Here is a 21,092-nt window from a genome sequence, read left to right as displayed (position 1 = left end):
ACGCTCCCCCGTCATCCGACCCTCCCGCGTCATGGCCGGCCTTGTGCCGGCCATCCCGATCGGAACGGCGCGGCGCTTCAAGCAAGCGAGATCACCGGGACAAGCCCGGTGATGACCGGGAGAGGATCAAGGCGGGCCCATCCCAATCCGGACCGGCGCCGCGCCTCCCATCATCGCGATCACCGGCACATGCGGTGCTGCCGGCGAGGGTGAGCGCTCACACCGCCAGCGACGTCCGCCACGCCTTCGGGGCGGTGATGCTGCCGAGGTTGAGCCACTCGGCCATGAGGCGAAGCTCGTCCCCGAGCGCCGGGGCGATCTCCTCGGGGGACACGCCGGCTTCCGGATGGATCGAATGCACGATGAGGTTGCCGGCCGCCCGGTCCGCCTTGAGGTCGACCCGGGCGACGATTCGTTCGCCGAGCACGAAGGGCAGGCAGTAATAGCCGAATTCGCGCTTCTCGACCGGGGTGTAGATCTCGATCCGGTAGCGGAAATCGAACAGGCGCTCGGTCCGGGTGCGCTCCCAGACGATCGGATCGAAGGGCGACACGAGGGCCCGGGCCTCGACCCGGCGCGGGTGCCTGGCCTGCGGGTCGAGATAGACCGGCCCGCTCCAGCCCTCCACCGCGACGGGGACGAGATCGCCGGCCTCGACGAGTTCGGGGATGCGGGCCTTCGCGTCCTGCGGGTCCAGGCGGAAATAGTCGCGCAGGCACCGCTCCGACGCGATGCCGAGCGACCGGATGGAGAGCCGAAGCAGCTCGCGCTGCGCCTCCTCGGGCGAGGGCGTCGGGGCGTTCAGGATGTGGGCGGGCAGAACCCGCTCCGGCAGGTCGTAGAGGCGCTCGAAGCCGCGCCGCGTGGCCGTGGTGACCAGGCCGGCCCAGAACAGCCATTCGAGCGCCCGCTTGCCGTCGCTCCAGCCCCACCAAGAGCCCTGACCCTTACCGCCGATCGAGAGCTCGCCCGCCCCGATCGGACCGCGGGTTTCGATCTCGCGGCGAACCTCCTCGATGAAGGCGCGCCTCTCGCGCCCGAACCGGGCGAGGCCGCCATAGATGCCCTCGCCGCGCCGGGCTCGCTCCATGCGCCAGCGGAAGTGAGGGTGCAGATCGAGGCGGATCAGGGAGGCCTCGTGACCCCAGTACTCGAAGGCCTCGCGCCGCCTCGGGTGATAGGCGGTCGTCTCGAGAAGACTGCGGTCATAGGCGCCGATCCGCGAGAAGAGCGGCATGTAATGGGCCCGGACCAGCACATTGACCGAATCGATCTGGAGCAGGTGCGAGCGCTGCAGCACGCGGCTCAGATGGCGCTTGGCCGCCGCCGCGGGGCGGCCTTCATGGAAGCCTTGCGCGGCGAGCGCGATGCGCCGGGCCTGGGCGAGGGAGAATCGGGTGCGGGATGCCATGAAAGGAACAATAGAGAAACATCGCAGGTCAACGCCAGACCCGCGGCCCTGGAGCCATGCCGGTGACCGATGGAACCTGTGGACCAACCCGGGGCTTAGCCCAATCGCGAACGCAGACGCATACCAGCCTTGCAATCTTAAGTTCGACACGGCCGTGGTCGTCCCTTAGATGAGCCTGCCGGAACACGATGGATACCATGGACCAATCCCCCACAGCGCAGCCTCACGGCGGTCAGGGCACGGCTCTGAGCCATGCCGAAATCCGCACCATCATCGCCGGCGTCATCCTGGCCATGTTCCTGGCGGCCCTCGACCAGACCATCATCGCGACGGCGCTTCCCACCATCGGCCGCGAGCTGGGCGACCTGGAGCATCTGTCCTGGATCGTGACGGTCTATCTCCTGACCTCGACGGCGGTCACGCCGCTCTACGGCAAGCTCAGCGATTCCTACGGCCGGCGCGGCATCATGCTGACGGGCATCGTGATCTTCGTCATCGGGTCCATCGCCTGCGCGCTCGCCCCCACCATGACGATTCTCATCCTGGCCCGAGGCCTGCAGGGCATCGGCGGCGGCGGGCTCATCGCGCTGGCGCAGACCATCATCGCCGACATCGTGCCCCCCAAGGAGCGCGGGCGCTACCAGGTCTATTTCGCCAGCGTCTTCATGAGTTCGAGCCTCCTGGGGCCCGTGCTCGGCGGCTTCATCGCGGAGAAGCTGCATTGGTCGATGATCTTCTGGATCAACCTGCCCCTGGGGCTCATCGCCTTCGCGATCGCCTATCGCAGCCTGAGGCGGCTGCCCCGGTTCGAGCGCCCGCACCAACTCGATCTGCTCGGCGCCTTCCTCCTCGTGGCGGCCACGGTCGTGCTGCTCCTGGCCCTGAGCTGGGGCGGGATCCGCTATCCCTGGGGCTCCCTGCCGATCGTGGGGCTCATCGCGGGCTCCGTCGTGCTCTGGATCCTGTTCGCCCTCCGCATGCGGCTCGCGCCCGAGCCCCTGATCCCGCCGGGCGTGCTGCACAACCCGGTGGTGCGCATGGCGGTGCTCGCCGCCTGCTTCGGCATGGGCACCTATATCGGCCTCACGATCTATCTGCCGGTCTATTTCGAGGCCGTGCGCGGCATCTCGGCGAGCCAGTCGGGCCTCGCGCTGATTCCCCTCATGGCCGGAACGGTGGTGGGCGCCACCCTGTCCGGACGCACCATGGCCAAGGTGAAGCACTACAAGCGGCTTCCCACGGCGGGCCTCCTGGTCGCCATGGCGACGACCGGAATCCTCGCGGCCTATGGCCAGTCCCTGTCGATCCTCATGGTCGAGATCATCCTGGCCGTCATCAGCATCGGGCTGGGCACGGTTCTGCCGGTCACCATGGTGACGACCCAGAACGCGGTCGCTCCGCACCAGATGGGAACCGCGACGGGCACGGCCAATTTCTTCCGGTCGCTCGGCGGCGCCTTCATCGTGGCGATCTTCGGCGCCATCGTGCTCGGCGGGGCCGGCCTGAGCGGGGCCACGAGCTTCGAGAGCCTGAGCACGGTCGCGGCCCAGAGCGGGGTCGATCTGGCGGATGTGTTCAGCTGGGTCTTCATCGCGGCCATCGTGGGCTTCGGTCTGTCGCTGGCCTTCCTCCTCGCGCTGGAGGAGCGGCCCCTGCGCGGCGCTGCCGTCAAGGCCGCGGAGGCGGCGGTGGCCGACTGATCCTCAATCGAGAGTCTGGCGGAAGCGCGCCACCGCCACGCCCATGGCGAACAGGGTGAAGACCGCGAGGGCCAGCACGTCGGTCTGCAGATCCGTGAAGGTCGCGCCCTTGAGCATGATCCCGCGCACGATGCGCAGGTAATGGGTCAGCGGCAGGATCTCGCCGACCGCCTGAGCCCAGCCGGGCATGCCCTTGAACGGGAACATGAAGCCGGACAGGAGGATGTTCGGCAGGAAGAAGAAGAACGACATCTGCATCGCCTGGAGCTGGTTCTGGGCGATGGTCGAGAACGTGTAGCCGATCGAGAGATTGGCCAGGATGAAGAGCAGCGTCAGGCCGACCAGGAGCCACAGGCTGCCGATCACCGGGATGTCGAACAGGAGCCTCGCGGCGACCAGGATGATCGTCATCTGCACGCCGCCGACCAGCAGATAGGGGGCGATCTTGCCGAGCATGATCTCGACCGGGCGGATCGGCATGGCGAGCAGGCTCTCCATGGTGCCGCGCTCGATCTCGCGGGTCACCGAGAGCGCCGTGAAGATCAGCATGGTGAGGGTCAGAATCAGCCCCATGAGGCCCGGCACGATGTTGAGGCGCGTCTCGCCCGCCGGGTTGTAGCGCTGGTGCACGCGCAGCTCGTAGGGCAGCGGCCGCGGCGCGAGGCTGGCTGCGGGCCCGGTGAGCTCGCGGGAGAACACCTGGGACGAGAGCCCCTGCAGGGCCGCGATGGCGCTGCCGGTCGCCGTCGGGTCGGCGGCATCCGCCACGACGAGAAGCGCGGGCCGCTCGCCGCGCATGAGATCGCGCCCGAAATGCGCCGGGATCTGCACGCCGAACAGGACCTTGCCGGACAGGATCAGGCGGTCGAGATCCTCCTCGCTCGCGGCCGCGACGGAGATGTCGAAATAATCGGTCGCGCGCATCGCCGCGACGAACGACCGGGCGAAGGCGCTGTCGTCCTGCACGAGAACGGCGGTGGGCAGATGCCGGGGGCTGGTGTTGATCGCGTAGCCGAACAGGGTGAGCTGCAGGAGCGGGATCATGATCATCATGGCGAAGGTGATGCGGTCGCGCCGCAGCTGGATCAGCTCCTTGATGAAGGCGGCGCCGAAGCGCATCAGCGAGGCCTTGAAACCCCGCGTGCGCCGGTCGACGTCGCTGATCCCGGCGCTCATCCGAAATTGTCCTTCGATCGGCTCATCAGATCGATGAACACATCCTCGAGCGTCGCCTCGCCCGGCTCCCAGTGCTGCGGCCCATGCTCGCGCATCGCCCGCGTCGCCGCATCGAGCTTCCCGCCGTCGCGGCCGCTCACATGCAGGGCCATGCCGAAGGGCGCCACCATGTCGACTCCGTCGAGAATCCTGAGCCGCTCGGCGAGGCCGGCGAGATCGGGCCCGGTGACCGTGTAGGTCGCCAGATGCGCGTTCGCGATGACCTCGGCGACGGTGCCTTGCGCCAGCAATTCCCCGTACGCGATATAGGCGATCTCGTGGCAGCGTTCGGCCTCGTCCATGTAATGTGTCGAGACGAGCACCGTCATGCCCTCGTGGGCGAGCGAGTGGATCTCGTCCCAGAAATCCCGCCGCGCCTTCGGGTCGACGCCGGCGGTCGGTTCGTCGAGGAGGAGAAGCTGCGGCTCGGGCAGGATGCAGGCCCCGAGCGCAAGGCGCTGCTTCCAGCCACCGGACAACTCGCCCGCGAGCTGCTCGGCGCGGTTCTCGAGGCCGAGCCGCCGGATGGCGTCGCGTGCCGCCTGTCGCGGATCGGCCAGGTTGTAGACCCTGGCGACGAATTCGAGGTTCTCGCGGATCGACAGGTCCGCATAGAGCGAGAACTTCTGCGTCATGTAGCCCACGTGACGCTTGATCTCGGCCGATTGCGTGAGAATGTCGTAGCCCAGGCAGGTGCCGTGTCCGCTGTCGGGGGTCAGGAGCCCGCACAGCATGCGGATCGTCGTGGTCTTGCCGCTGCCGTTGGGGCCGAGAAAGCCGTAGATCAGACCCCGCCGGACCTGCATGGAGAGGTTCTTCACGACGGGTCGGCCGCCGAAGGATTTCGTGAGCCCCTCCACGTCGATGACGATCTCGGGTTCCGCCGCGACCGGAGGGGACCCCGCGACATCCGGGGTCATGATCGTGGCTCTGCGGCGGTGGGCGTGACAGTGACCGGCAGGCCGATGGGCAGGTCGGCGCCATCGAGCGGGCGCGCCTCGACACGGAACACGAGCTTCGCCCGCTCCTGCTCGCTGAATATCACCGGCGGCGTGAACTCGGCCTCGCCGGAGATGAAGCTGACACGGGCCTCAAGCCCCTCCCGGCAGCTGTCGCAGGAGAGACCGACGATCTGCCCGAGAGCCACCGTCGCGAGCAGGGGTTCCGGCACGTAGAAGCGGATGCGCCGGTTGGCGGGCGGCAGGAGGGCGAGCACCGGCTGGCCCGCGTTCACCGTTTCACCCGCGCGGAAATAGACGTCCTGCACCTGGGCGTCGGACGGCGCCTTCACCTGGCGTTTGGCGAGTCGGGTCTCGGTCTGCATCAGGGCCGCCTCGTTCGCCTGCACGGCCGCCTCCGCGGCGGCGATCTCCGCCGAGCGTCCGGCGATCTGCCCGGCCTGGATCTGCCGCTGAACCTCGGCGAGGGCCGCCTTGTCGCGCTCGAAGGCCGTTCGCGCCTGATCGTACTGCGCCTTTGCGGCGATGCCGCGCTCGAACAGGGTCCTCTGTCGGTCGAGCTCGGCCTGCGACAGGTCGAGCTGCGCCTGTGCGCGCGCTTCCTGGGCTTCGAGAACGGCGATCTCCTCGGGGCGCTGGAGCGCGGCCCGCAGGTTGGCGAGCTGCGCACGCGCCTGCTGCAGCTTCGCATCGGCCTCGTTGCGCTGCGCGGTTTGCACCGACGCGTCGAGGCTGAAGAGAAGCCTGCCTTCGGTCACCCGGTCGCCGGAATCGACATCAAGCTCCTCGATGCGCCCGCCCTCCTCGGGAGCCATGAAGACCAGATAACCCTCCACGTAGCCCTGGAAGCGGGTTGTGCCGTCCGGCCGTGGCCAGAAGAACCACGCGGCGGCCCCCCCGGCGAGCAGCAGCGCGGCCAGAGCGACGAGCCGCGCGGTCTTCATGACGGATGCCCTTTCAGCGCTTTCATCAGCAGGGTCAGATGCGCCTCCAGCATCGCCTCGATGTCGATGGGATCGAAGCGCTGGAAGAGGCTCGTCCAGAGCAGGGCGACGAGTGCCGGCGCGATGGCCAGCTGGGGGAACCGCGCGATCTCGTCCGAGCGGAACTCGCCCCGGGCAACGCCCCGGTCGGCGATGCCGCGCAGGATTCGCAGGCCTCTGACGATCACCTCCCGATGGTAGACCTCCGCCAGCTCGGGAAAGCGGCTCGCCTCCATCAGGAGGAGGCGGACAATGTCGCGGCGGCGCGTGCCGAGGATCTCCGTCCTCAGGACATGGAACAATGCCCTGAGCTGATCCTCGGCCGAGACATCGGGATCCGGGATTCTCTGCTCGATGGCCCCAACGGGGCCGCCGATGCCGGAGCGTACCAGCGCCTCGAACAGGGCCTGCTTGGAAGGCACGTAGAGATACAAGGTCCCTTTGGCGACCCCTGCTCTGGCGGCAACGTCGTCAAGGCGGGCGTCGGCGAAACCCTTCTCGAGAAACACATCCAAGGCCGCATCCAGGATCGTCTGGAGCTTGGCCTGGCGCTCGCTTTCGTTCCTGGCCGGAGCCTGCCGTTTCGTCCCTCGCCGAGCGCTCACAACATCCTCACGAATAGGATGACTGACTGGACAGTCATGATAATGGGAAAATGCCTGGATGTCGAATCATGATCCGTGCGGCGCAATCTCCGTGGCGGAGGGGAATGCAGGCCGAGCAGGCGCCGGGCAATCCCGCCGGCACCGCGCCAGAGGATCAGCGGCGCCGCTGACCGAACAGGGTCCAGATGAACGCGACGGCCAGGATCAGCACCAGGATGGTTCCGACCGTCGCAAAGACAGTATCGGCCCGCGAGGCGCCAGCCGGCGGGAGCATGGGGGCGCTGGAATCGTCCTCCTGGATCACGGACCGACCGGCCGCCGCCTCAAGGATCTCCGGCCGGCTTCCCTTTTCTCTGACGACAGCCGGAGCGGCATGAAGGACGGGATTGGCGGGAGGCGCGACGGGCATCGATCCTCTTCTGCATCGAGGTCCACGGACATCGTGCAAGTCAATCGTCCGGAGGCGCACATGTTTCGCGCAAACCTGCGGCGTCATGCCTGGGGACAGCCTATTTCGCCTGTGGAGGAATGATCTCGGCCCGGCACTTCCTTAAGCCTTGCCGTGTTAGGACCGAACCGGATCGTTTTTAGACGGCAAGAGGGAGGCTGATGAAGGTCGGCATCGACATGGGCGTGGCGTCTTCCGCACCGGGAGGACAATCGGCATTGCTCGATCTGGAGGAGCTTCTGGCGACGCGTCTGCTCGTCCAGGGCAATTCCGGGTCCGGCAAATCGCATCTCCTGCGCCGCCTCCTCGAGCAGAGCGCCAATCTCGTCCAGCAGGCCATCATCGATCCGGAGGGCGACTTCGTCACGCTCGCGGACAGGTTCGGCCACGTGGTGGTCGATGCCTCCCGCAGCGAGGGCGACCTGCAGCGCATCGCCGCCCGCGTGCGCCAGCACCGGGTCTCCGTGGTGCTGAGCCTGGAGGGCCTCGACGCCGAGGCGCAGATGCGCTGCGCGGCGGCCTTCCTCGGCGGCCTTTTCGATGCGGAGCGCGACTACTGGTACCCGATGCTCGTGGTGGTGGACGAGGCGCAGCTCTTCGCGCCTGCGGCCGCCGGCGACGTGTCCGACGAGGCCAGGAAGGTGTCGCTCGGGGCCATGACCAACCTCATGTGCCGCGGCCGCAAGCGCGGGCTGGCCGGCATCATCGCCACTCAGCGCCTCGCCAAGCTGGCGAAGAACGTCGCGGCGGAGGCCTCGAACTTCCTCATGGGCCGCACCTTCCTCGACATCGACATGGCCCGCGCGGCCGATCTCCTGGGCATGGAGCGCCGCCAGGCCGAGATGTTCCGTGACCTCGAGCGCGGCCATTTCGTGGCTCTCGGCCCGGCCTTGTCGCGCCGCCCCCTGCCGATCCGCATCGGTACGGTCGAGACCTCGACCCGCAGCGGCAGCTTCAAGCTCATGCCGCTCCCGGAGCAGCCCAAGGAAGAAGCCCGCGACCTCATTTTCAAGGCCGGCGAGGATGAGGTGATCGCCCGTCCGGTCATGCCCCGCCGGGCGCCTCCAGCGCCTCCGGCACCCTCCACCAACGATCTCCTGGCCCAGCTCGCCCGCACCCGGCCTGCCGCCGCGCCCGAGCCTCAGGCCCAGGAGACCGAGCAGTCCAAGGCCGAGCGCGAGGCCGCCCTCGATGCGATCCTGCGCGAGATCCTCGACGATCCGGAGGCCGCCTTCCGGTCGGTCGCCGTGCTTTACCAGGATTTCCTCGTCCGCTGCCGCATCCGCCGGGTCTCCGGCGAGCCGCTGAACCTCAACGCCTTCCGGCGCCGCCTGGCGGTCGCCCGCGCGGGCGTCGACACGGCGACGGCCGAGGGGTCCGAATGGGACAGGGCGGTCGCCTTCGCGGCGGATCTCGCCGAGGACATCCAGGGCGTCTTCCTGCTCATCGCGCGGGCCGCCATGGAGGGCTCGGCCTGCCCGCCGGACGGCGAGATCGCCCGCGCCTGCGGCAGCCGCTCGCCCGGTCGCGCCCGGCGCCTCATCGCCTATATGGAAAGCCGCAACATCGTCGTGACCCGCAACGACCCGCGGGGGCTGCGCATCATCGCGCTCCCCGATCTCGGCTGGGAGACCGGCCCGGGCGACCCGAACGCCTTCGAGGAGCCGCAGGCACCGGAGACGCGAGATCTGTTCGCGGTGGGATAGCTCTTGTCATCGCCGATGCCGATGAGCCGCAGACGTCTCACCCGTTCATGGCCTCAGGGGTCCAAGGGCGCCTGAATCAAGTCCGTGCGCTGCTCAGGCATCCAGCCCAGCTGACCGGCGACGTGCGCGTAGAGTTGGGTTGCGAGAAAGCGGTTCTTGACGGCCACAACAAGATCGCGCCGTCCCGAGTATCTCCAGAGGGGCTCATCCGCTCCAGCAGCCGGCGTCAGGACCTCGGTGTCATAGGACACGAGGCCGTGATGTCTGTTCAGCTCGAAGTTGATGCGATACTCGTCGAAGCCTTTTCGTCCGCTCGTCTGGACCTTCACCCGGGCCACGACCAGGATATCGCAGCGCCCTCGCAACGGCTCGGCCGACAGCTTGAGGGTATCCCACAGAATGACTGAGCTCGGTGCAAGCTCCACCATGGCGATTCTCCAGCGCCAAGAATACAGCCACAGCGGCCTCTTGGAAACGACTTCATGATCCGATCGCCGAGACGGCTGCCACCGCCTGACGGATCGATCACGGGATACCGCTCATCCGGCCTTCAACAAGACCGGTGGTCGAGTGTCTCGGCCGCCGGACAGGTCATCAACTTCGCGCGATTGTCACCTCAGGGACAAAGAGTGTTGCATCATTTCGCTCCTCGCTCGGCTGATTCGGGTCGGAGACCATGAGACGCGACGATGTTCCGCTACTTTGAGACCCGGATCGACTTCACTAAAAGGCCCCCGGAGGAATCGCCTCCGGACAATCTCTGGGGCTTCTACTGGCATTTCATCGCACAGGCGAAGGGGCTGTTCATCGCGCTGTTCGCGCTGGGGTTCGTGCTGGCCGTCGTCGAAGCGCTGATCCCCTGGCTCATCGGCCGTCTGGTCAATGCCCTCTCGCACACATCGCCAGAGGGCATCTTCCGTGAGGCCGGGCCGCTGCTGGTTGCCATGGGGGCCATCATCCTCGTGGTGCGTCCGCTCGGGACGATCCTGTTCCGGCTGCTCGTCAACCACTCGCTGGCGGTCTCCTTCACCACCATGGTGCACTGGCAGAACTACTGGCATGTGGTGCGCCAGCCCTTAGGGTTCTTCCAGGAGGATTTCGCGGGCCGCATCGCCAACCGGGTGCTGCAGACCGGGCGCCCCCTGCGCGAGACCGTTCTGTCCGTCGCCCGGGCCGTCTGGCAGATCCTGATCTTCGGGGCCGCCTCCATCGGGCTCCTCGCCACGCAGGACTGGCGCCTCGCCCTGCCGATGACCGGATGGTTCCTCCTCTACACGACCCTGCTCGCCGTGTCGCTGCCGCGGATCCAGAAGCGCTCCCGCGCGTCGAGCGAAGCGCGCTCGGCCGTCACCGGCAAGGTAGTGGACAGCTTCACCAACATCATGACGGTGAAGCTGTTCGGGCGCCGCAAGGACGAGGACGACTACATCAGCGAGGGCTACAGGCGGCTCAACGACTCCTTCATGAGCCAGCAGCGCATCAACACCCTCTACGTGGCCGGGCTCACCGTGCTGAACGCGGTCTTCCTGGTCTCGACCGGCGCCGTGGCCGTGTGGCTCTTCAGCGGCAGCCGCATCGACGCGGGCACCATGACCACGGCCCTGCTGCTCTCCACCCAGATCGTCTCCATGTCCGGCTGGGTCGCCTTCGAGGTCATGGGCATCTTCGAGAATGTCGGCACGGTGCAGGAGGGCATGAAGACGATCTCGCGCCCGCTCACCATGCAGGACAGGCCCGCCGCCAGACCCCTGGTGGTAACCCGCGGCGAGATCCGCTTCGATCACGTGAGCTTTTCCTACGGCGACGGCGACAAGGTGATCGATCGGTTGCGGCTCACGATCCGTCCCGGCGAGAAGATCGGGCTCGTCGGGCGCTCAGGCGTCGGCAAGACGACGCTGGTCAACCTGCTCCTGCGCTTCTTCGAACCGCAGGAGGGACGCATCCTGATCGATGGCCAGGACATCGCCGACATCCAGGAGGAAAGCCTGCGCGGCCAAATCTCGGTGGTCACGCAGGACACGTCCCTGCTTCATCGCTCCATCCGGGAGAACATTCTCTACGGGCGGCCTCAAGCCAGCGACGAGGCCATGCATGAAGCGGCCCGTCAGGCCCATGCGGTCGAGTTCATCGAGCGTCTCGTCGATGGGCGCGGCCGGCGCGGCTTCGACGCGCATGTGGGCGAGCGCGGCGTCAAGCTATCCGGCGGCCAGCGCCAGCGCATCGCCATCGCCCGCGTGATCCTCAAGGACGCGCCGATCCTGATCCTGGACGAGGCGACCTCGGCCCTGGACTCGGAGGTGGAGGCGGCGATCCAGGAATCGCTGTCCACCCTCATGGAGGGCAAGACGGTGATCGCGATTGCGCACCGCCTCTCGACCCTGCAGCTGATGGATCGCCTGATCGTGATGGACGATACCCGGATCGTCGAAGAGGGGACGCACGCGGAGCTCCTGGAAAACGGCGGCCTCTATGCGGGCCTCTGGTCGCGCCAGTCCGGCGGATTCCTCGCGCCGCGGCGGGGCGTGCCGGACGAGGCGGTCTGAACCAGGTGACCGCACCCCATCTCCGACAGGGACGAGCCTCCGCGTCCCGCGCCTCGACCGATCGTCGGGACACATGCGGATTTGTCCCTCCTGCAATGCGGAGCCCCGCTCTTTCGCCTCGGGGCGATCGACAATAGTGTTTGCCCACTCCTCATCGATGAGACATCATAACGTTATGCACAACGACCGACTGAGCCTCGAGGCGATCGCCCGTCACGTCGACGCCAAGGCCGAAGACTACTGCGATCTGAGCGACCGCATCTGGGCCGCCCCCGAACTCGCTTTCGAGGAGCACCGCGCCGTCCGTGAGCAGATCGCCCTACTGGAGCGCGAGGGTTTCCGCATCACGACGAATGTCGGCGGCATGGCGACCGCCTTCATGGCCGAATTCGGAAACGGCGGACCGGTCGTCGGGATCCTGGGCGAGTTCGATGCCCTGCCGGATCTCGCGCAGGAATCCGGGCGCGTCGACCATGCCCCGACGGCGGCCGGGATGCCGGGCCATGGCTGCGGCCACAACCTGCTGGGGGCTGGTTCCGCGCTCGCTGCGGTCGCTCTCAAGGATGCGCTTCACGCGGAAGGAATCGCCGGGACCGTGCGCTATTACGGCTGTCCCGCGGAGGAGAGCGGCTCCGGCAAAACCTTCATGGCCCGCGCGGGCCTGTTCGACGATCTCGACGCCGCCTTCTGCTGGCACCCGAGCGTGGTGAACGAGGTGCAGACCGCATCGTCGCTCGCCTGCATCCAGGCCTATTTCCGCTTCAGGGGCCGCGCCGCGCACGCGGCCGCTGCACCCCATGTGGGCCGGTCGGCGCTCGACGCGGTCGAGCTGATGAACGTGGGCGTGAACTACATGCGCGAGCACATGCCGTCCGACGCCCGCGTGCATTACGCCACCACCAACACGGGCGGCAACGCGCCGAACGTGGTGCAGGCCTTCGCGGAAACGCTCTACCTCGTGCGCTCGCCCCATCTTCCCGATACCGAGCGGCTGTTCGAGCGCGTGAAGAAGATCGCGGAAGGCGCCTCCCTGATGACGGAAACCTCCGTTTCGGTGCAGATCACGGACGCCACCTCGAATGTCGTGCCCAACAAGGCGCTACAGGGGGCCATGTACGAGAACATGCGCCGCCTCGGGCCACCCGGCTTCGACGAGGCCGACTTCGCGTTCGCCGAGAGACTCCAGAAGGAGGCGCTCACGGACGAGGACATCCTGGCGAGCGTCAAGCCGCACGATCTCTCGCTCAGGACCAAGATCCTGCACGACGGCGTGCTCGCCATGCCGGTTCGCGAAGACGTCATGATGGGCACGACCGACGTGGGCGACGTGAGCTGGATCGTCCCGACGGTTCAATGCCATACAGCCTGCTTTGCCATCGGCACCCCGTTCCACACATGGCAGCTCGTCACCCAGGGCAACCTCCCGGCAGCCCACAAGGGCATGGTGCTGGCCGCCAAGGCCATGGCGGCCACGGCGGCGGACTGCCTGCGCAATCCGGACCTCGTTCTTCGCGCCAAGGCGGAGCTGAAGGAGCGCACCGGCGGCCGGGATTATCGCTGTCCGATCCCGGAGGACGTCACTCCGGACGATCTGCGGGCGAAGGCCGCCTGACGGACCGATATCGTCAATTGTGCAAATACCCCGGCCGTCCGCCGGGGTGTTCTTGCATTCCGGCAAGAAAGCCTTGGCGTGCCGCGGGGTCGCAAGGCCATCACCGCAGGTCTATCTTCATCGCAACTTCGATGGAGAAACCACCATGCAACTGACGGGAATTCACCATTTGACGGCCGTCACCGCGGACGCGCCCCGCAACCACGCCTTCTATACGCAGGCTCTGGGAATGCGCCTCGTGAAGAAGACGGTGAACCAGGACGACGTGAGCGCCTATCATCTGTTCTACGCAGACGGAAAGGCCTCGCCCGGCACGGACATCACGTTCTTCGACTGGCCCGTCGAGCGCGAGCGGCGCGGCACGCACAGCATCTCGCAGACCGCCCTGCGCGTGAACGGCGAGAAGGCGCTGCAATGGTGGCAGGATCGCTTCAAGAGCCTCGACATCCGCAGCGAGGCGATTGCGGAGCGTGACGGACGGCTCACCGTCGATTTCGAAGATTTCGAAGGTCAGCGCCTCAGCCTCGTCGACGACGGCGGGCAGGGCGAGGTCCATCCCTGGGAGCAGAGCCCGGTGCCGGTCGAGTATCAGATCCGCGGCCTCGGCCCCATCCGGATCAGCGTGCCGAAGCTCGACCGGACGGCCCGCGTGCTGACCGAGGCCATGGACATGCGCGTTGCGCGCGAATACCGGGTCGGCGACACCCCGGTCCACGTGTTCGAGATGGGCCAGGGCGGTCCGGCCGCGGAGCTGCACGTTGCGGTGGAGCCCGGTCTGTCCCCGGCCCGCCCGGGAGCGGGAGGCGTGCATCACGTGGCCTTCAGGACGCCCAACGAGCAGACCTATCAGGAATGCTGGGAGCGGCTGCAATCCCTCAGGGCGCCCTCCAGCGGTCCGGTCGATCGCTATTACTTCCGGAGCCTCTACTTCCGGGAGCCGAACGGGATCCTGTTCGAGATCGCCACGGACGGACCGGGCTTCGCCACGGACGAGCCCATGGACAAGCTCGGCGAGAGCTTGGCCCTGCCGCCCTTCCTGGAGCCGCGCCGGGCGCAGATCGAGGCCGGCCTGAAGCCGCTCTAGGCGGACGCTGCTCTCACGACGAAAAGGACTGCTGTCCTGACGCCGCCTCGCACGCCGTGCGGGGCGGTTTTTCTTTGTCGGCACAGTCGAGCATTTCACACCGATACGTTCAGATAACCATTACAAAATAACACCGGCGCATTCGCCGCTTTTACTTCCGAGGTCGAGTTGTGTAACACTTCGATCAATTTTATGTGTTTCTATCGCTTACATTAATTTCCGTAGGGGATCTGCATGCTTGGCGCCAAGATGAGAACGGGCCTGCTGGGGACGCTCATTGCGTTCCTAGGAATAATCGGCGCGGCGTATGCCGCATCGCTCGCGGTCCCCAAGGAGCGGCCGATCCTCACGATCACGGGCAAGATCGGCGTCACCAACAAGGACAACACGGCGCAGTTCGACCGGGCCATGCTGGAATCCCTCGGCCTCGTCACCATCGAGACGACGACGCCCTGGTACGACGGCAAGGTCAAGTTCGAAGGCGTGTCGCTCGACAAGCTGATGAAGCAGGTCGAGGCCAAGGGCGAGCGCGTCTCGGTTATCGCGCTCAATGATTACGCCACCGAGATCCCGATGGCGGATTTCGCCAAATTCAACGTCATCCTCGCTCTCAAGCGGGACGGAGAGTACATGCCCGTGCGCGACAAAGGTCCGCTCTTCATCGTCTATCCGTACGACAGCAATCCCGAGCTCAAGACTCAGACCTACTACGCCCGCTCGGCTTGGCAGGTCGCCAAGATCGAAGTGAAGTAGCGCCCGTCGGCAGGCCTCGGAGGCCCCAGCACTTGTCCCTGCGCACCTTCAAAACGGTCATTGCGATCGTCATCGGCGGCTTTCTGATTGCCGGCATCTACATCTCGGTGCTGGTGGTTCAGCGCCAGGGTGCATTGCAGCAGATCTCCGTCTACAACCCGGCCTGGGAAGCCGGGCAAGCCGCCTCCGAGTTCATCCGTCTCGAGCAACGCCTGGCCGAGTTCGGAGGGCCGGGAAGCGATGTCGACAAGGATGAGGTCGACCTGCGCTATGACATCCTGCTTGGCAGGGCTCGGATCTTGAACGAGGGGAGCTTCCAGGATCTTCTTCAGCGAAATCCCGAGCATCACGCCACCCTCCGCGAGTTCCAGGAGAGGCTCGCCGCCGCCCAGCCCTTGATCGCTCAAATCGAGCAGGATCCAACGGCAGCCAAACACGCGCTCGACCTTCTGCGCCCCCTGGAAGGCAGGCTTTCGCAGCTTGCATCCGTGGCCCATAACCACGGAGCCGCACTGGTCCAGAAGGATCAGCAGGAACTGATCCGGCTGCATTGGGCCTTCTCCGGCATCGCGGCAAGCCTGATTCTCGTCGGCGTCGTCCTGATCTTCCTGCTCGACAAGCACAACCGGCTGCTGGGTCGGGCTCATGAGGAGCTGCACGTCCTGGCGCACCAGGATTCGCTCACGGGTCTGCCCAACCGCGTGGTGCTCCGCAACGAGCTCGAGCACGCCCTCGTGCGCCTGAAGGCGAATGGGCGCACAGTCTCCGTTTCCTATCTCGATCTGGACCATTTCAAGGACGTGAACGACTCCTTCGGACATGAAACCGGCGACGATCTTCTCAAGGCCGTGGCCGATCGCCTTCGCGCCTGCATTCCGGCCAGCGAAGGCCATGTGCGAAATCTGATCTCCCGGTTCGGCGGCGACGAGTTCGCCATCCTCCAGACGGGAATCCGCCGGTCAGAGGAGAGCGCCGCCCTCGCGGCGCGCATCGTCGAGGCTCTGCGCGCGCCCTTCCGGGTAAACGGCCAGGAACTGTTCATCGGCACCAGCATCGGCATTGCGCTGGCGCAGAAGAACATGACGCCGAGCCAGATTCTGAAGCACGCGGACATGGCGCTCTACCACGCCAAGGCCGATGGCCGGGGTACGTTCCGCTTCTTCGAGCCGGACATGGACGAGCAGCTTCAGGCCCGCCGCGCCCTGGAAGTCGATCTGCGCAAGGCCATCGGCAATGGCGAGTTCGAGCTGTTCTACCAGCCGCAGATCAACATCCAGAAGAACGAGATCGGCGGCTTCGAAGCGCTCCTGCGCTGGCACCATCCGGAGCGCGGTCTCGTTCCGCCGGCGGAGTTCATCCCGGTGATCGAGGAGACCGGCCTCATCCTGCCCCTCGGCGACTGGATCATCGAGGAAGCCTGCAAGGAAGCGGCGAGCTGGCCGGGCGACGTTCATGTCGCGGTCAATCTCTCGCCGATCCAGTTCAGGAACCGGGGACTCGTGCAGAGCGTCAGCCGGGCCCTGGCCGTGTCCGGACTGGCTCCGAATCGGCTGGAGCTGGAGATCACCGAGTCGGTGCTGCTCCAGGACAACGAGATGACTGTCTCCACGCTCCATCAGCTGCGCCGGCTCGGCGTGCGCATCGCAATGGACGATTTCGGCACCGGCTACTCGTCCCTGAGCTATCTGCGCAGCTTCCCCTTCGACAAAATCAAGATCGACCAGTCCTTCGTGCGGGAGATGTCTCAGCGGGCGGACTGCCTGGCGATCGTGCAGTCCATCGCCAATCTGGGCGCAAGCCTGGGCATGCCCACCGTGGCCGAAGGGATCGAGACGGAGGATCAACTGCGGCAGATCCAAGCGGCCGGATGCACCGATGCACAAGGCTACTTCTTCGGGCGTCCGAAGCCGGCTCGGGAACTGGTTCATACGATGGCGGCGCTCAAGCACAAGGTCCAAGTCGCTTAGTCGGCAAACACCCGGCGCTCGTCGCGACGAGCGCTCGATGGCTGAAACGTATCCTCGGGTTTTATCGGCAAGGCGAAATATGCTAGGCACATTTTCCATTGCCTGAACGCGGACATGCGAAGAAGCGGAACGGCTGCTCAGCAGGCCGCGCCTTTGGGACAGCAATCAGCAAACAACCGGCGACGGGAGCAGGGTGAATGAAGACATATTGCGAGTTTACGTTCGAGGCCGCGCATTCGGTGGCGCCCTATTCCGGGCTGCACGGGCATACCTTCATCGTCAAGCTCACCTTCGGCGGTCCGGTCGACGAGGTCTATGGCTGGCCGGTCAATCTCTACGACGTCGAGAACTACATCAAGGAGATCAAGGGCGAGCACGGATCGGGCCTCGATCACGGCAACCTCGATCTCAACACCGAGATTGGCATCGCGTCCCTGGAGAACGTCACCACGTATATCTGGAGGCTGGTCAAGGCGCGCTTCCCGAACCTCGAAGAAGTCGAGCTCCGGCGCGGCATGCCCGGCTCCACGGAGGGCTGCATCTACCGCGGCGAGACGGCGGGCGCGGTCGGCCTCGCGGCCTGAGCGACACACTCCCTCACAGGACAGGAGCCGCCGTTGAGAGGCGGCTCTTTCGTTTTGGGACAGGCGCCGTGGTTAAGGCGTGTAGCTGAACGAATAGGACGCGGTCAGGCCGAAGCCCCACTGATTCTCCGAGCCGAAGCTCTTGACGATCGGGCTGTCGGCGGCGTCGCCGACGAGACGCTTGTAGGTGACGAACGCGGTCGTTGACCATTGCTGCGACCAGTCGTAGCTAATCGCGCCGGTCGCGCCGACCGACGTGACGCCGCCGGACGGCCGATACGGCGTAACCTGGCCGTTCAGCGCCGCCTCGACGGGCGTCACGCCGAAATAGGTGCGGGTGAATTCGGAGTCGCCGAGAGCAAGGCGGGGTCCGATCGAGACCGTGAACGCTCCGAAGCGCTGCACCGCGTCGAGGCCGAAATCGGCCACGAAGCCCTCGTGGCCGCCGAAGCCGTGCCGGATCTCGGCGCGGGCGCGCAGGAACTCGAGCGGCCAGTATTCCACAAAGACGCCGGGCTCCACCGCCCAGTCGATCTTCTCCAGGCCGAAAAGCTCCCGGTTGTCCTGCAGATAGCGTCCGCCCACGAAGCGGCCTACGACGCCGATCCGGAAGGCCGATTCCTCCAGGAACGAGAAGCTCAGGCCGTCGTCGGGAGCACTGAAGCGCTCGACCGTGCCAGGCCGGCGGAAGCTCAGGGACGGATAGCCGATGAAGCTGAACTCGTCCGAACCGGGATAGGAAGGGCCGACCCGCAGATTGCCCTTCACGGTGACGATCCAGCCCGTGGAGGCCTGAATGGGTTCCTGCGAGAAGAACGGATCGGCTGCCTGAGCCATGCTCGAACCCGCCACGAGGGCCGTCAGTAAGGCGAGGGAGGGGGCTACGCGCATGGCTTTTCCAATTCGAGATTCCACCCTGCCGTGGTGGCCTCAAACGGACGTAAGGTCAAGCCTGGGATTGCGCCTATGGTTTCGCCTTGATGACGATGGGTCCCGGCGCCCGGGCTTCGGCAGCCGGAGAACTTTCGCGCAGCTGGGCGGTTGAACACGAGCCAGAATGTTGCAAGGGAGATCCTTTTGACCGCGATCAGCGCCAGCTCTCGTCCGCAGCCGGATGAATTCTATCCCAAGCCGCCTCCGACCGAGCCGGTGCCGAGCATGCCGATCCCGCCCGAGACGCCAGTGCCGCCCATGCCCCCCAGCACTCCGTCCCCTCTGCCCGAGCAGCCGCCGGAATCGGACAGGCCGGTCACTCATCCCATGCCGCCGCCCGAGGTTCCGTGACGATCCGGACGGCAGGTTGTGTCCTGGAGGCTTCAGGCCCCTTGCACGCGCAGATTGTTCTGGACGTGGAGAGCCCCTGAGGCCAGTTCCGCCAGATCCTCGGCGCGCCGCTTGAGGCCGCGGCTGGAGACGGTGCCGTTGAGGGTGATCTCGCCGTCCTTCACCAGGACCTCGATGTCCGAGGCGTCGATGAAGGGATCCTCTGTCAGCCGTTCGCAGACATCCTCGTGAATGCGCTCGTCGGAGCGCTTGTACCCCTTGGGGCCGCGACCGCGATGGGCTCCGGACGGGCGAGCCTCGTCCCGGCCCGATTGCACCTCGGCGTCGTTCGGATCGCGTGAGCCGAAGGCGCCAAGTCCGGAGCGGTCGCGGCTGTAGCCAGGGTCGAACCCCTCGTCGTCCGGAGGTCCGCCCCGCCCGTCGTCGATCACGCCGCCGGCGAACTCGTTGGCATCGCTGCCGTAGCCGCCCGGATATTCACGACCTTCGCCGCGGAAGCCGACGGCACCGCGCGGCGGCACGTCGCCGTAGCCGTTGTCGTCATTGAAAGGGTTCCGATTCCGGCGGCGGGTATCTACCATGGGGTCTTCTCCTTCGATTGCAGGAGCAACCACCCCGCTTCCCGTCCGGTTCCACACGAAAGGCCCGTCCGAAAGGAACGCAGATTCCAGCACCATGAAGACAGCGCAGCGCATCAGGCTTTTCAATGACGTCTTCGCCCGCGACGCGGGCCGCTGCGTGTATTGCGGCATCCCCGCGCGGCGTCCGGGCCCGGGTGTGAAGCGTGCGCCCGATCTCGCGACCCTCGACCACGTGATGCCCAAATCCTTCGGCGGTCCGCTCGACCGGGACAACCTCGTGCTGGCCTGCTCGGCCTGCAACAACGAGCGCGGCACCATGGACGCACAGGCGTTCAAGGCCCTGAAGGCCCGCCAGGAGAAGCCGTGAGCATCGGAGAGAAGCCGTGAGCATCGGATGCTGTGCCGGTGTGGAACAGCCCTGTCCGTGCCGACGTTCGTCAGCAGGCAACGCCGCGATGAGAGGACGGTCAGGATGAACATCGAGGATCAGGTGCGTGAGGCCATCGTGGCCGAGCTGAAGCGCCAATCGGAAGCGGGCGAGCAGGGGCTGCGCGTCAAGGCGGGTGAGGCCGAGATGATCACCATCGAAGGTCGCGTCAATCTCGACGAGCTCACCATGGCGGTCGTGGGATCCCTGGCCGGAGGCCCCTGATCCGTCAGGCGGCGGGCGCCCTCCCGTGCATCCTCAAGGAACGCCCGGCTCTCGCTCCCGTCGCGTATTCGGGCCGCACGGTCGGCATCCTCGTTGCTCCCAGCATGACAGGCTCGATGCGGAAAGCAGCCCTTCCGGGCGTTTCGGAGGACCGTCATGACGGTCCGCATTTGAAAGGGCGCGCCTCTGCCGTCATAGGAGAGGCCGGGAAACGCCCGCTCTCGGCGAGGGTTCCGACGGGCCGCGCAGACACGAGGAGACGACCTTGGCCAAGCAGGACATTTCGATTCGAACGGAGGACGGAACCGCCCGGGCAGGGCTGTTCCGCCCGGATCATCAGACCGCCGCGGGGGTCATTCTCTACATGGATGCCTTCGGGCTACGCCCCGCGCTCGACGCCATGGCCGAGCGCCTCGCCGCCGAGGGCTATGCGGTTCTCGTTCCCGATCTCTTCTATCGCTTCGGCGATTACGGACCCTTCGACGCCAGGACGGCCTTTTCCGAAGAGCCCTCCCGCAGCGCCCTGAGGAGCATGATCGAGGGCACGAGCCAGGACATGACCCGGCGCGATTCGGCGGCGTTCATCGAGGCCCTGACGGAGGCCGGTGCGACCGGCCGGATCGGCACCGTCGGCTATTGCATGGGCGGGAGCCGCGCGCTTCATGCGGCGGCCGCCTATCCCGACCGCATCGCTGCCGCGGCGAGCTTCCATGGCGGACGGCTGGCCAGCGATGCGCCCGACAGCCCGCATCGCCACGTCTCCACCATCAGGGGGCGGGTCTATGTGGGCAGCGCGGGCGTCGACGGCAGCTTTCCGCCGGAACAATCGGGCCTGCTGGCGGAGGCTTTGCGCCGGGCCGAGGTCGACCACATCATCGAGAATTACGTCGGCATGGCCCATGGCTGGGCGGTATCCGACCACAGCGTCTATGACGCAGGCGGGGCCGAGCGCCACTGGAAGCGGCTCACGACCTTGTTCCACGAGACGCTGCGATGAGCCTGCCC

21 protein-coding genes are annotated in these 21,092 nt (G+C 66.5%); 11 read left to right on the top strand and 10 right to left on the bottom strand.

Annotated features, from left to right (window positions below):
* Positions 1-217 precede the first annotated feature (217 nt).
* Positions 218-1,411 (bottom strand): winged helix-turn-helix domain-containing protein, encoded by a 1,194-nt coding sequence (locus KBI52_RS11940; protein WP_210807656.1) that lies wholly within the window; start codon positions 1,409-1,411, stop codon positions 218-220.
* A gap of 188 nt (positions 1,412-1,599) precedes the next feature.
* On the opposite strand from KBI52_RS11940, the gene KBI52_RS11935 reads away from it, so the two are divergent.
* The gene (locus KBI52_RS11935; protein ID WP_371823160.1) at positions 1,600-3,111 is read left to right on the top strand and encodes an MDR family MFS transporter; all 1,512 of its coding nucleotides are present in this window, start codon (positions 1,600-1,602) and stop codon (positions 3,109-3,111) included.
* A gap of 3 nt (positions 3,112-3,114) precedes the next feature.
* Here the strand turns inward: KBI52_RS11935 and KBI52_RS11930 are convergent, their stop codons facing one another.
* From KBI52_RS11930 to KBI52_RS11910, 5 genes are all read right to left on the bottom strand, one after another.
* Positions 3,115-4,287, bottom strand: coding sequence for an ABC transporter permease (locus KBI52_RS11930; protein WP_210807654.1), 1,173 nt, complete (start codon positions 4,285-4,287; stop codon positions 3,115-3,117).
* Complete coding sequence (locus KBI52_RS11925; protein WP_210807652.1) at positions 4,284-5,246, bottom strand: ABC transporter ATP-binding protein; 963 nt, start codon at positions 5,244-5,246, stop codon at positions 4,284-4,286. The genes KBI52_RS11930 and KBI52_RS11925 overlap by 4 nt, the downstream gene beginning before the upstream one ends.
* Positions 5,243-6,229: an HlyD family secretion protein gene (locus KBI52_RS11920; RefSeq protein WP_210807651.1), complete on the bottom strand. Its 987-nt coding sequence runs from the start codon at positions 6,227-6,229 to the stop codon at positions 5,243-5,245. The genes KBI52_RS11925 and KBI52_RS11920 overlap by 4 nt, the downstream gene beginning before the upstream one ends.
* Positions 6,226-6,873 (bottom strand): TetR/AcrR family transcriptional regulator, encoded by a 648-nt coding sequence (locus tag KBI52_RS11915; RefSeq protein ID WP_210807649.1) that lies wholly within the window; start codon positions 6,871-6,873, stop codon positions 6,226-6,228. Before KBI52_RS11915 ends, KBI52_RS11920 begins: the two co-directional genes overlap by 4 nt.
* Before the next feature lie 154 nt (positions 6,874-7,027).
* Positions 7,028-7,282, bottom strand: coding sequence for a hypothetical protein (locus KBI52_RS11910; protein ID WP_210807647.1), 255 nt, complete (start codon positions 7,280-7,282; stop codon positions 7,028-7,030).
* Positions 7,283-7,482: 200 nt separating this feature from the next.
* Here KBI52_RS11910 and KBI52_RS11905 point away from each other — a divergent pair, with 200 nt between their 5' ends.
* Positions 7,483-9,027 (top strand): ATP-binding protein, encoded by a 1,545-nt coding sequence (locus tag KBI52_RS11905; RefSeq protein ID WP_173945986.1) that lies wholly within the window; start codon positions 7,483-7,485, stop codon positions 9,025-9,027.
* Between the two features lie 53 nt (positions 9,028-9,080).
* Here the strand turns inward: KBI52_RS11905 and KBI52_RS11900 are convergent, their stop codons facing one another.
* Positions 9,081-9,455 (bottom strand): hypothetical protein, encoded by a 375-nt coding sequence (locus KBI52_RS11900; RefSeq protein WP_210807645.1) that lies wholly within the window; start codon positions 9,453-9,455, stop codon positions 9,081-9,083.
* Between the two features lie 261 nt (positions 9,456-9,716).
* On the opposite strand from KBI52_RS11900, the gene KBI52_RS11895 reads away from it, so the two are divergent.
* From KBI52_RS11895 to KBI52_RS11870, 6 genes are all read left to right on the top strand, one after another.
* Complete coding sequence (locus KBI52_RS11895; RefSeq protein WP_210807643.1) at positions 9,717-11,570, top strand: ABC transporter ATP-binding protein; 1,854 nt, start codon at positions 9,717-9,719, stop codon at positions 11,568-11,570.
* A 175-nt stretch (positions 11,571-11,745) separates the two neighbouring features.
* Positions 11,746-13,182, top strand: coding sequence for a M20 family metallopeptidase (locus tag KBI52_RS11890; protein WP_173945989.1), 1,437 nt, complete (start codon positions 11,746-11,748; stop codon positions 13,180-13,182).
* Positions 13,183-13,327: 145 nt separating this feature from the next.
* Positions 13,328-14,266 (top strand): ring-cleaving dioxygenase, encoded by a 939-nt coding sequence (locus tag KBI52_RS11885; RefSeq protein ID WP_173945990.1) that lies wholly within the window; start codon positions 13,328-13,330, stop codon positions 14,264-14,266.
* Between the two features lie 249 nt (positions 14,267-14,515).
* Positions 14,516-15,019 carry a molybdopterin-dependent oxidoreductase gene (locus KBI52_RS11880; protein ID WP_371823161.1) on the top strand — a complete coding sequence of 168 codons (504 nt, stop codon included), beginning with the start codon at positions 14,516-14,518 and terminating at the stop codon, positions 15,017-15,019.
* Between the two features lie 32 nt (positions 15,020-15,051).
* On the top strand, positions 15,052-16,986 hold the full coding sequence (locus tag KBI52_RS11875) for a bifunctional diguanylate cyclase/phosphodiesterase (RefSeq protein ID WP_210807641.1): 1,935 nt from the start codon (positions 15,052-15,054) through the stop codon (positions 16,984-16,986).
* A gap of 197 nt (positions 16,987-17,183) precedes the next feature.
* The gene (locus KBI52_RS11870; protein WP_173945993.1) at positions 17,184-17,570 is read left to right on the top strand and encodes a 6-carboxytetrahydropterin synthase; all 387 of its coding nucleotides are present in this window, start codon (positions 17,184-17,186) and stop codon (positions 17,568-17,570) included.
* 72 nt (positions 17,571-17,642) lie between these two features.
* On the opposite strand, the gene KBI52_RS11865 is transcribed toward KBI52_RS11870, so the two are convergent.
* The 3 genes from KBI52_RS11865 to KBI52_RS11860 form a co-directional block, all read right to left on the bottom strand.
* Positions 17,643-18,461 (bottom strand): MipA/OmpV family protein, encoded by an 819-nt coding sequence (locus KBI52_RS11865; protein ID WP_210807639.1) that lies wholly within the window; start codon positions 18,459-18,461, stop codon positions 17,643-17,645.
* A 230-nt stretch (positions 18,462-18,691) separates the two neighbouring features.
* Positions 18,692-18,823, bottom strand: a complete 132-nt coding sequence (locus KBI52_RS33460) for a hypothetical protein (protein ID WP_256439487.1) — start codon at positions 18,821-18,823, stop codon at positions 18,692-18,694.
* Between the two features lie 63 nt (positions 18,824-18,886).
* Positions 18,887-19,435, bottom strand: a complete 549-nt coding sequence (locus KBI52_RS11860; RefSeq protein ID WP_210271968.1) for a BON domain-containing protein — start codon at positions 19,433-19,435, stop codon at positions 18,887-18,889.
* A 94-nt stretch (positions 19,436-19,529) separates the two neighbouring features.
* On the opposite strand from KBI52_RS11860, the gene KBI52_RS11855 reads away from it, so the two are divergent.
* The 3 genes from KBI52_RS11855 (at position 19,530) to KBI52_RS11845 (ending at position 21,084) form a co-directional block, all read left to right on the top strand.
* Entirely contained in the window at positions 19,530-19,802 is a 273-nt protein-coding gene (locus tag KBI52_RS11855; protein ID WP_210271969.1) for an HNH endonuclease, read from the top strand.
* Between the two features lie 105 nt (positions 19,803-19,907).
* A complete protein-coding gene (locus KBI52_RS11850) occupies positions 19,908-20,087 on the top strand; it encodes a hypothetical protein (protein WP_173945997.1) in 180 nt (59 codons plus the stop codon).
* Positions 20,088-20,352: 265 nt separating this feature from the next.
* The gene (locus KBI52_RS11845; protein WP_210807637.1) at positions 20,353-21,084 is read left to right on the top strand and encodes a dienelactone hydrolase family protein; all 732 of its coding nucleotides are present in this window, start codon (positions 20,353-20,355) and stop codon (positions 21,082-21,084) included.
* Positions 21,085-21,092 lie beyond the last annotated feature (8 nt).

Source organism: Microvirga sp. HBU67558 (assembly GCF_018069605.1).
In the GTDB taxonomy this organism is placed as follows: Bacteria; Pseudomonadota; Alphaproteobacteria; order Rhizobiales; family Beijerinckiaceae; genus Microvirga; species Microvirga terrae.
This window is presented reverse-complemented; position numbering and strand designations above follow the sequence as displayed.

What these genes read in the sequence shown, in the direction of transcription:
- KBI52_RS11890 (WP_173945989.1), top strand. Translation starts at nt 11,746, where the DNA reads ATGCACAACGACCGACTGAGCCTCGAGGCGATCGCCCGTCACGTCGAC.
- KBI52_RS11925 (WP_210807652.1), bottom strand. Translation starts at nt 5,246, where the DNA reads ATGACCCCGGATGTCGCGGGGTCCCCTCCGGTCGCGGCGGAACCCGAG.
- KBI52_RS11870 (WP_173945993.1), top strand. Translation starts at nt 17,184, where the DNA reads ATGAAGACATATTGCGAGTTTACGTTCGAGGCCGCGCATTCGGTGGCG.
- KBI52_RS11935 (WP_371823160.1), top strand. Translation starts at nt 1,600, where the DNA reads ATGGATACCATGGACCAATCCCCCACAGCGCAGCCTCACGGCGGTCAG.
- KBI52_RS11895 (WP_210807643.1), top strand. Translation starts at nt 9,717, where the DNA reads ATGTTCCGCTACTTTGAGACCCGGATCGACTTCACTAAAAGGCCCCCG.
- KBI52_RS11940 (WP_210807656.1), bottom strand. Translation starts at nt 1,411, where the DNA reads ATGGCATCCCGCACCCGATTCTCCCTCGCCCAGGCCCGGCGCATCGCG.
- KBI52_RS11920 (WP_210807651.1), bottom strand. Translation starts at nt 6,229, where the DNA reads ATGAAGACCGCGCGGCTCGTCGCTCTGGCCGCGCTGCTGCTCGCCGGG.
- KBI52_RS11930 (WP_210807654.1), bottom strand. Translation starts at nt 4,287, where the DNA reads ATGAGCGCCGGGATCAGCGACGTCGACCGGCGCACGCGGGGTTTCAAG.
- KBI52_RS11885 (WP_173945990.1), top strand. Translation starts at nt 13,328, where the DNA reads ATGCAACTGACGGGAATTCACCATTTGACGGCCGTCACCGCGGACGCG.
- KBI52_RS11850 (WP_173945997.1), top strand. Translation starts at nt 19,908, where the DNA reads ATGAACATCGAGGATCAGGTGCGTGAGGCCATCGTGGCCGAGCTGAAG.
- KBI52_RS11860 (WP_210271968.1), bottom strand. Translation starts at nt 19,435, where the DNA reads ATGGTAGATACCCGCCGCCGGAATCGGAACCCTTTCAATGACGACAAC.
- KBI52_RS11910 (WP_210807647.1), bottom strand. Translation starts at nt 7,282, where the DNA reads ATGCCCGTCGCGCCTCCCGCCAATCCCGTCCTTCATGCCGCTCCGGCT.
- KBI52_RS11905 (WP_173945986.1), top strand. Translation starts at nt 7,483, where the DNA reads ATGAAGGTCGGCATCGACATGGGCGTGGCGTCTTCCGCACCGGGAGGA.
- KBI52_RS11900 (WP_210807645.1), bottom strand. Translation starts at nt 9,455, where the DNA reads ATGGTGGAGCTTGCACCGAGCTCAGTCATTCTGTGGGATACCCTCAAG.
- KBI52_RS11855 (WP_210271969.1), top strand. Translation starts at nt 19,530, where the DNA reads ATGAAGACAGCGCAGCGCATCAGGCTTTTCAATGACGTCTTCGCCCGC.
- KBI52_RS11865 (WP_210807639.1), bottom strand. Translation starts at nt 18,461, where the DNA reads ATGCGCGTAGCCCCCTCCCTCGCCTTACTGACGGCCCTCGTGGCGGGT.
- KBI52_RS11880 (WP_371823161.1), top strand. Translation starts at nt 14,516, where the DNA reads ATGAGAACGGGCCTGCTGGGGACGCTCATTGCGTTCCTAGGAATAATC.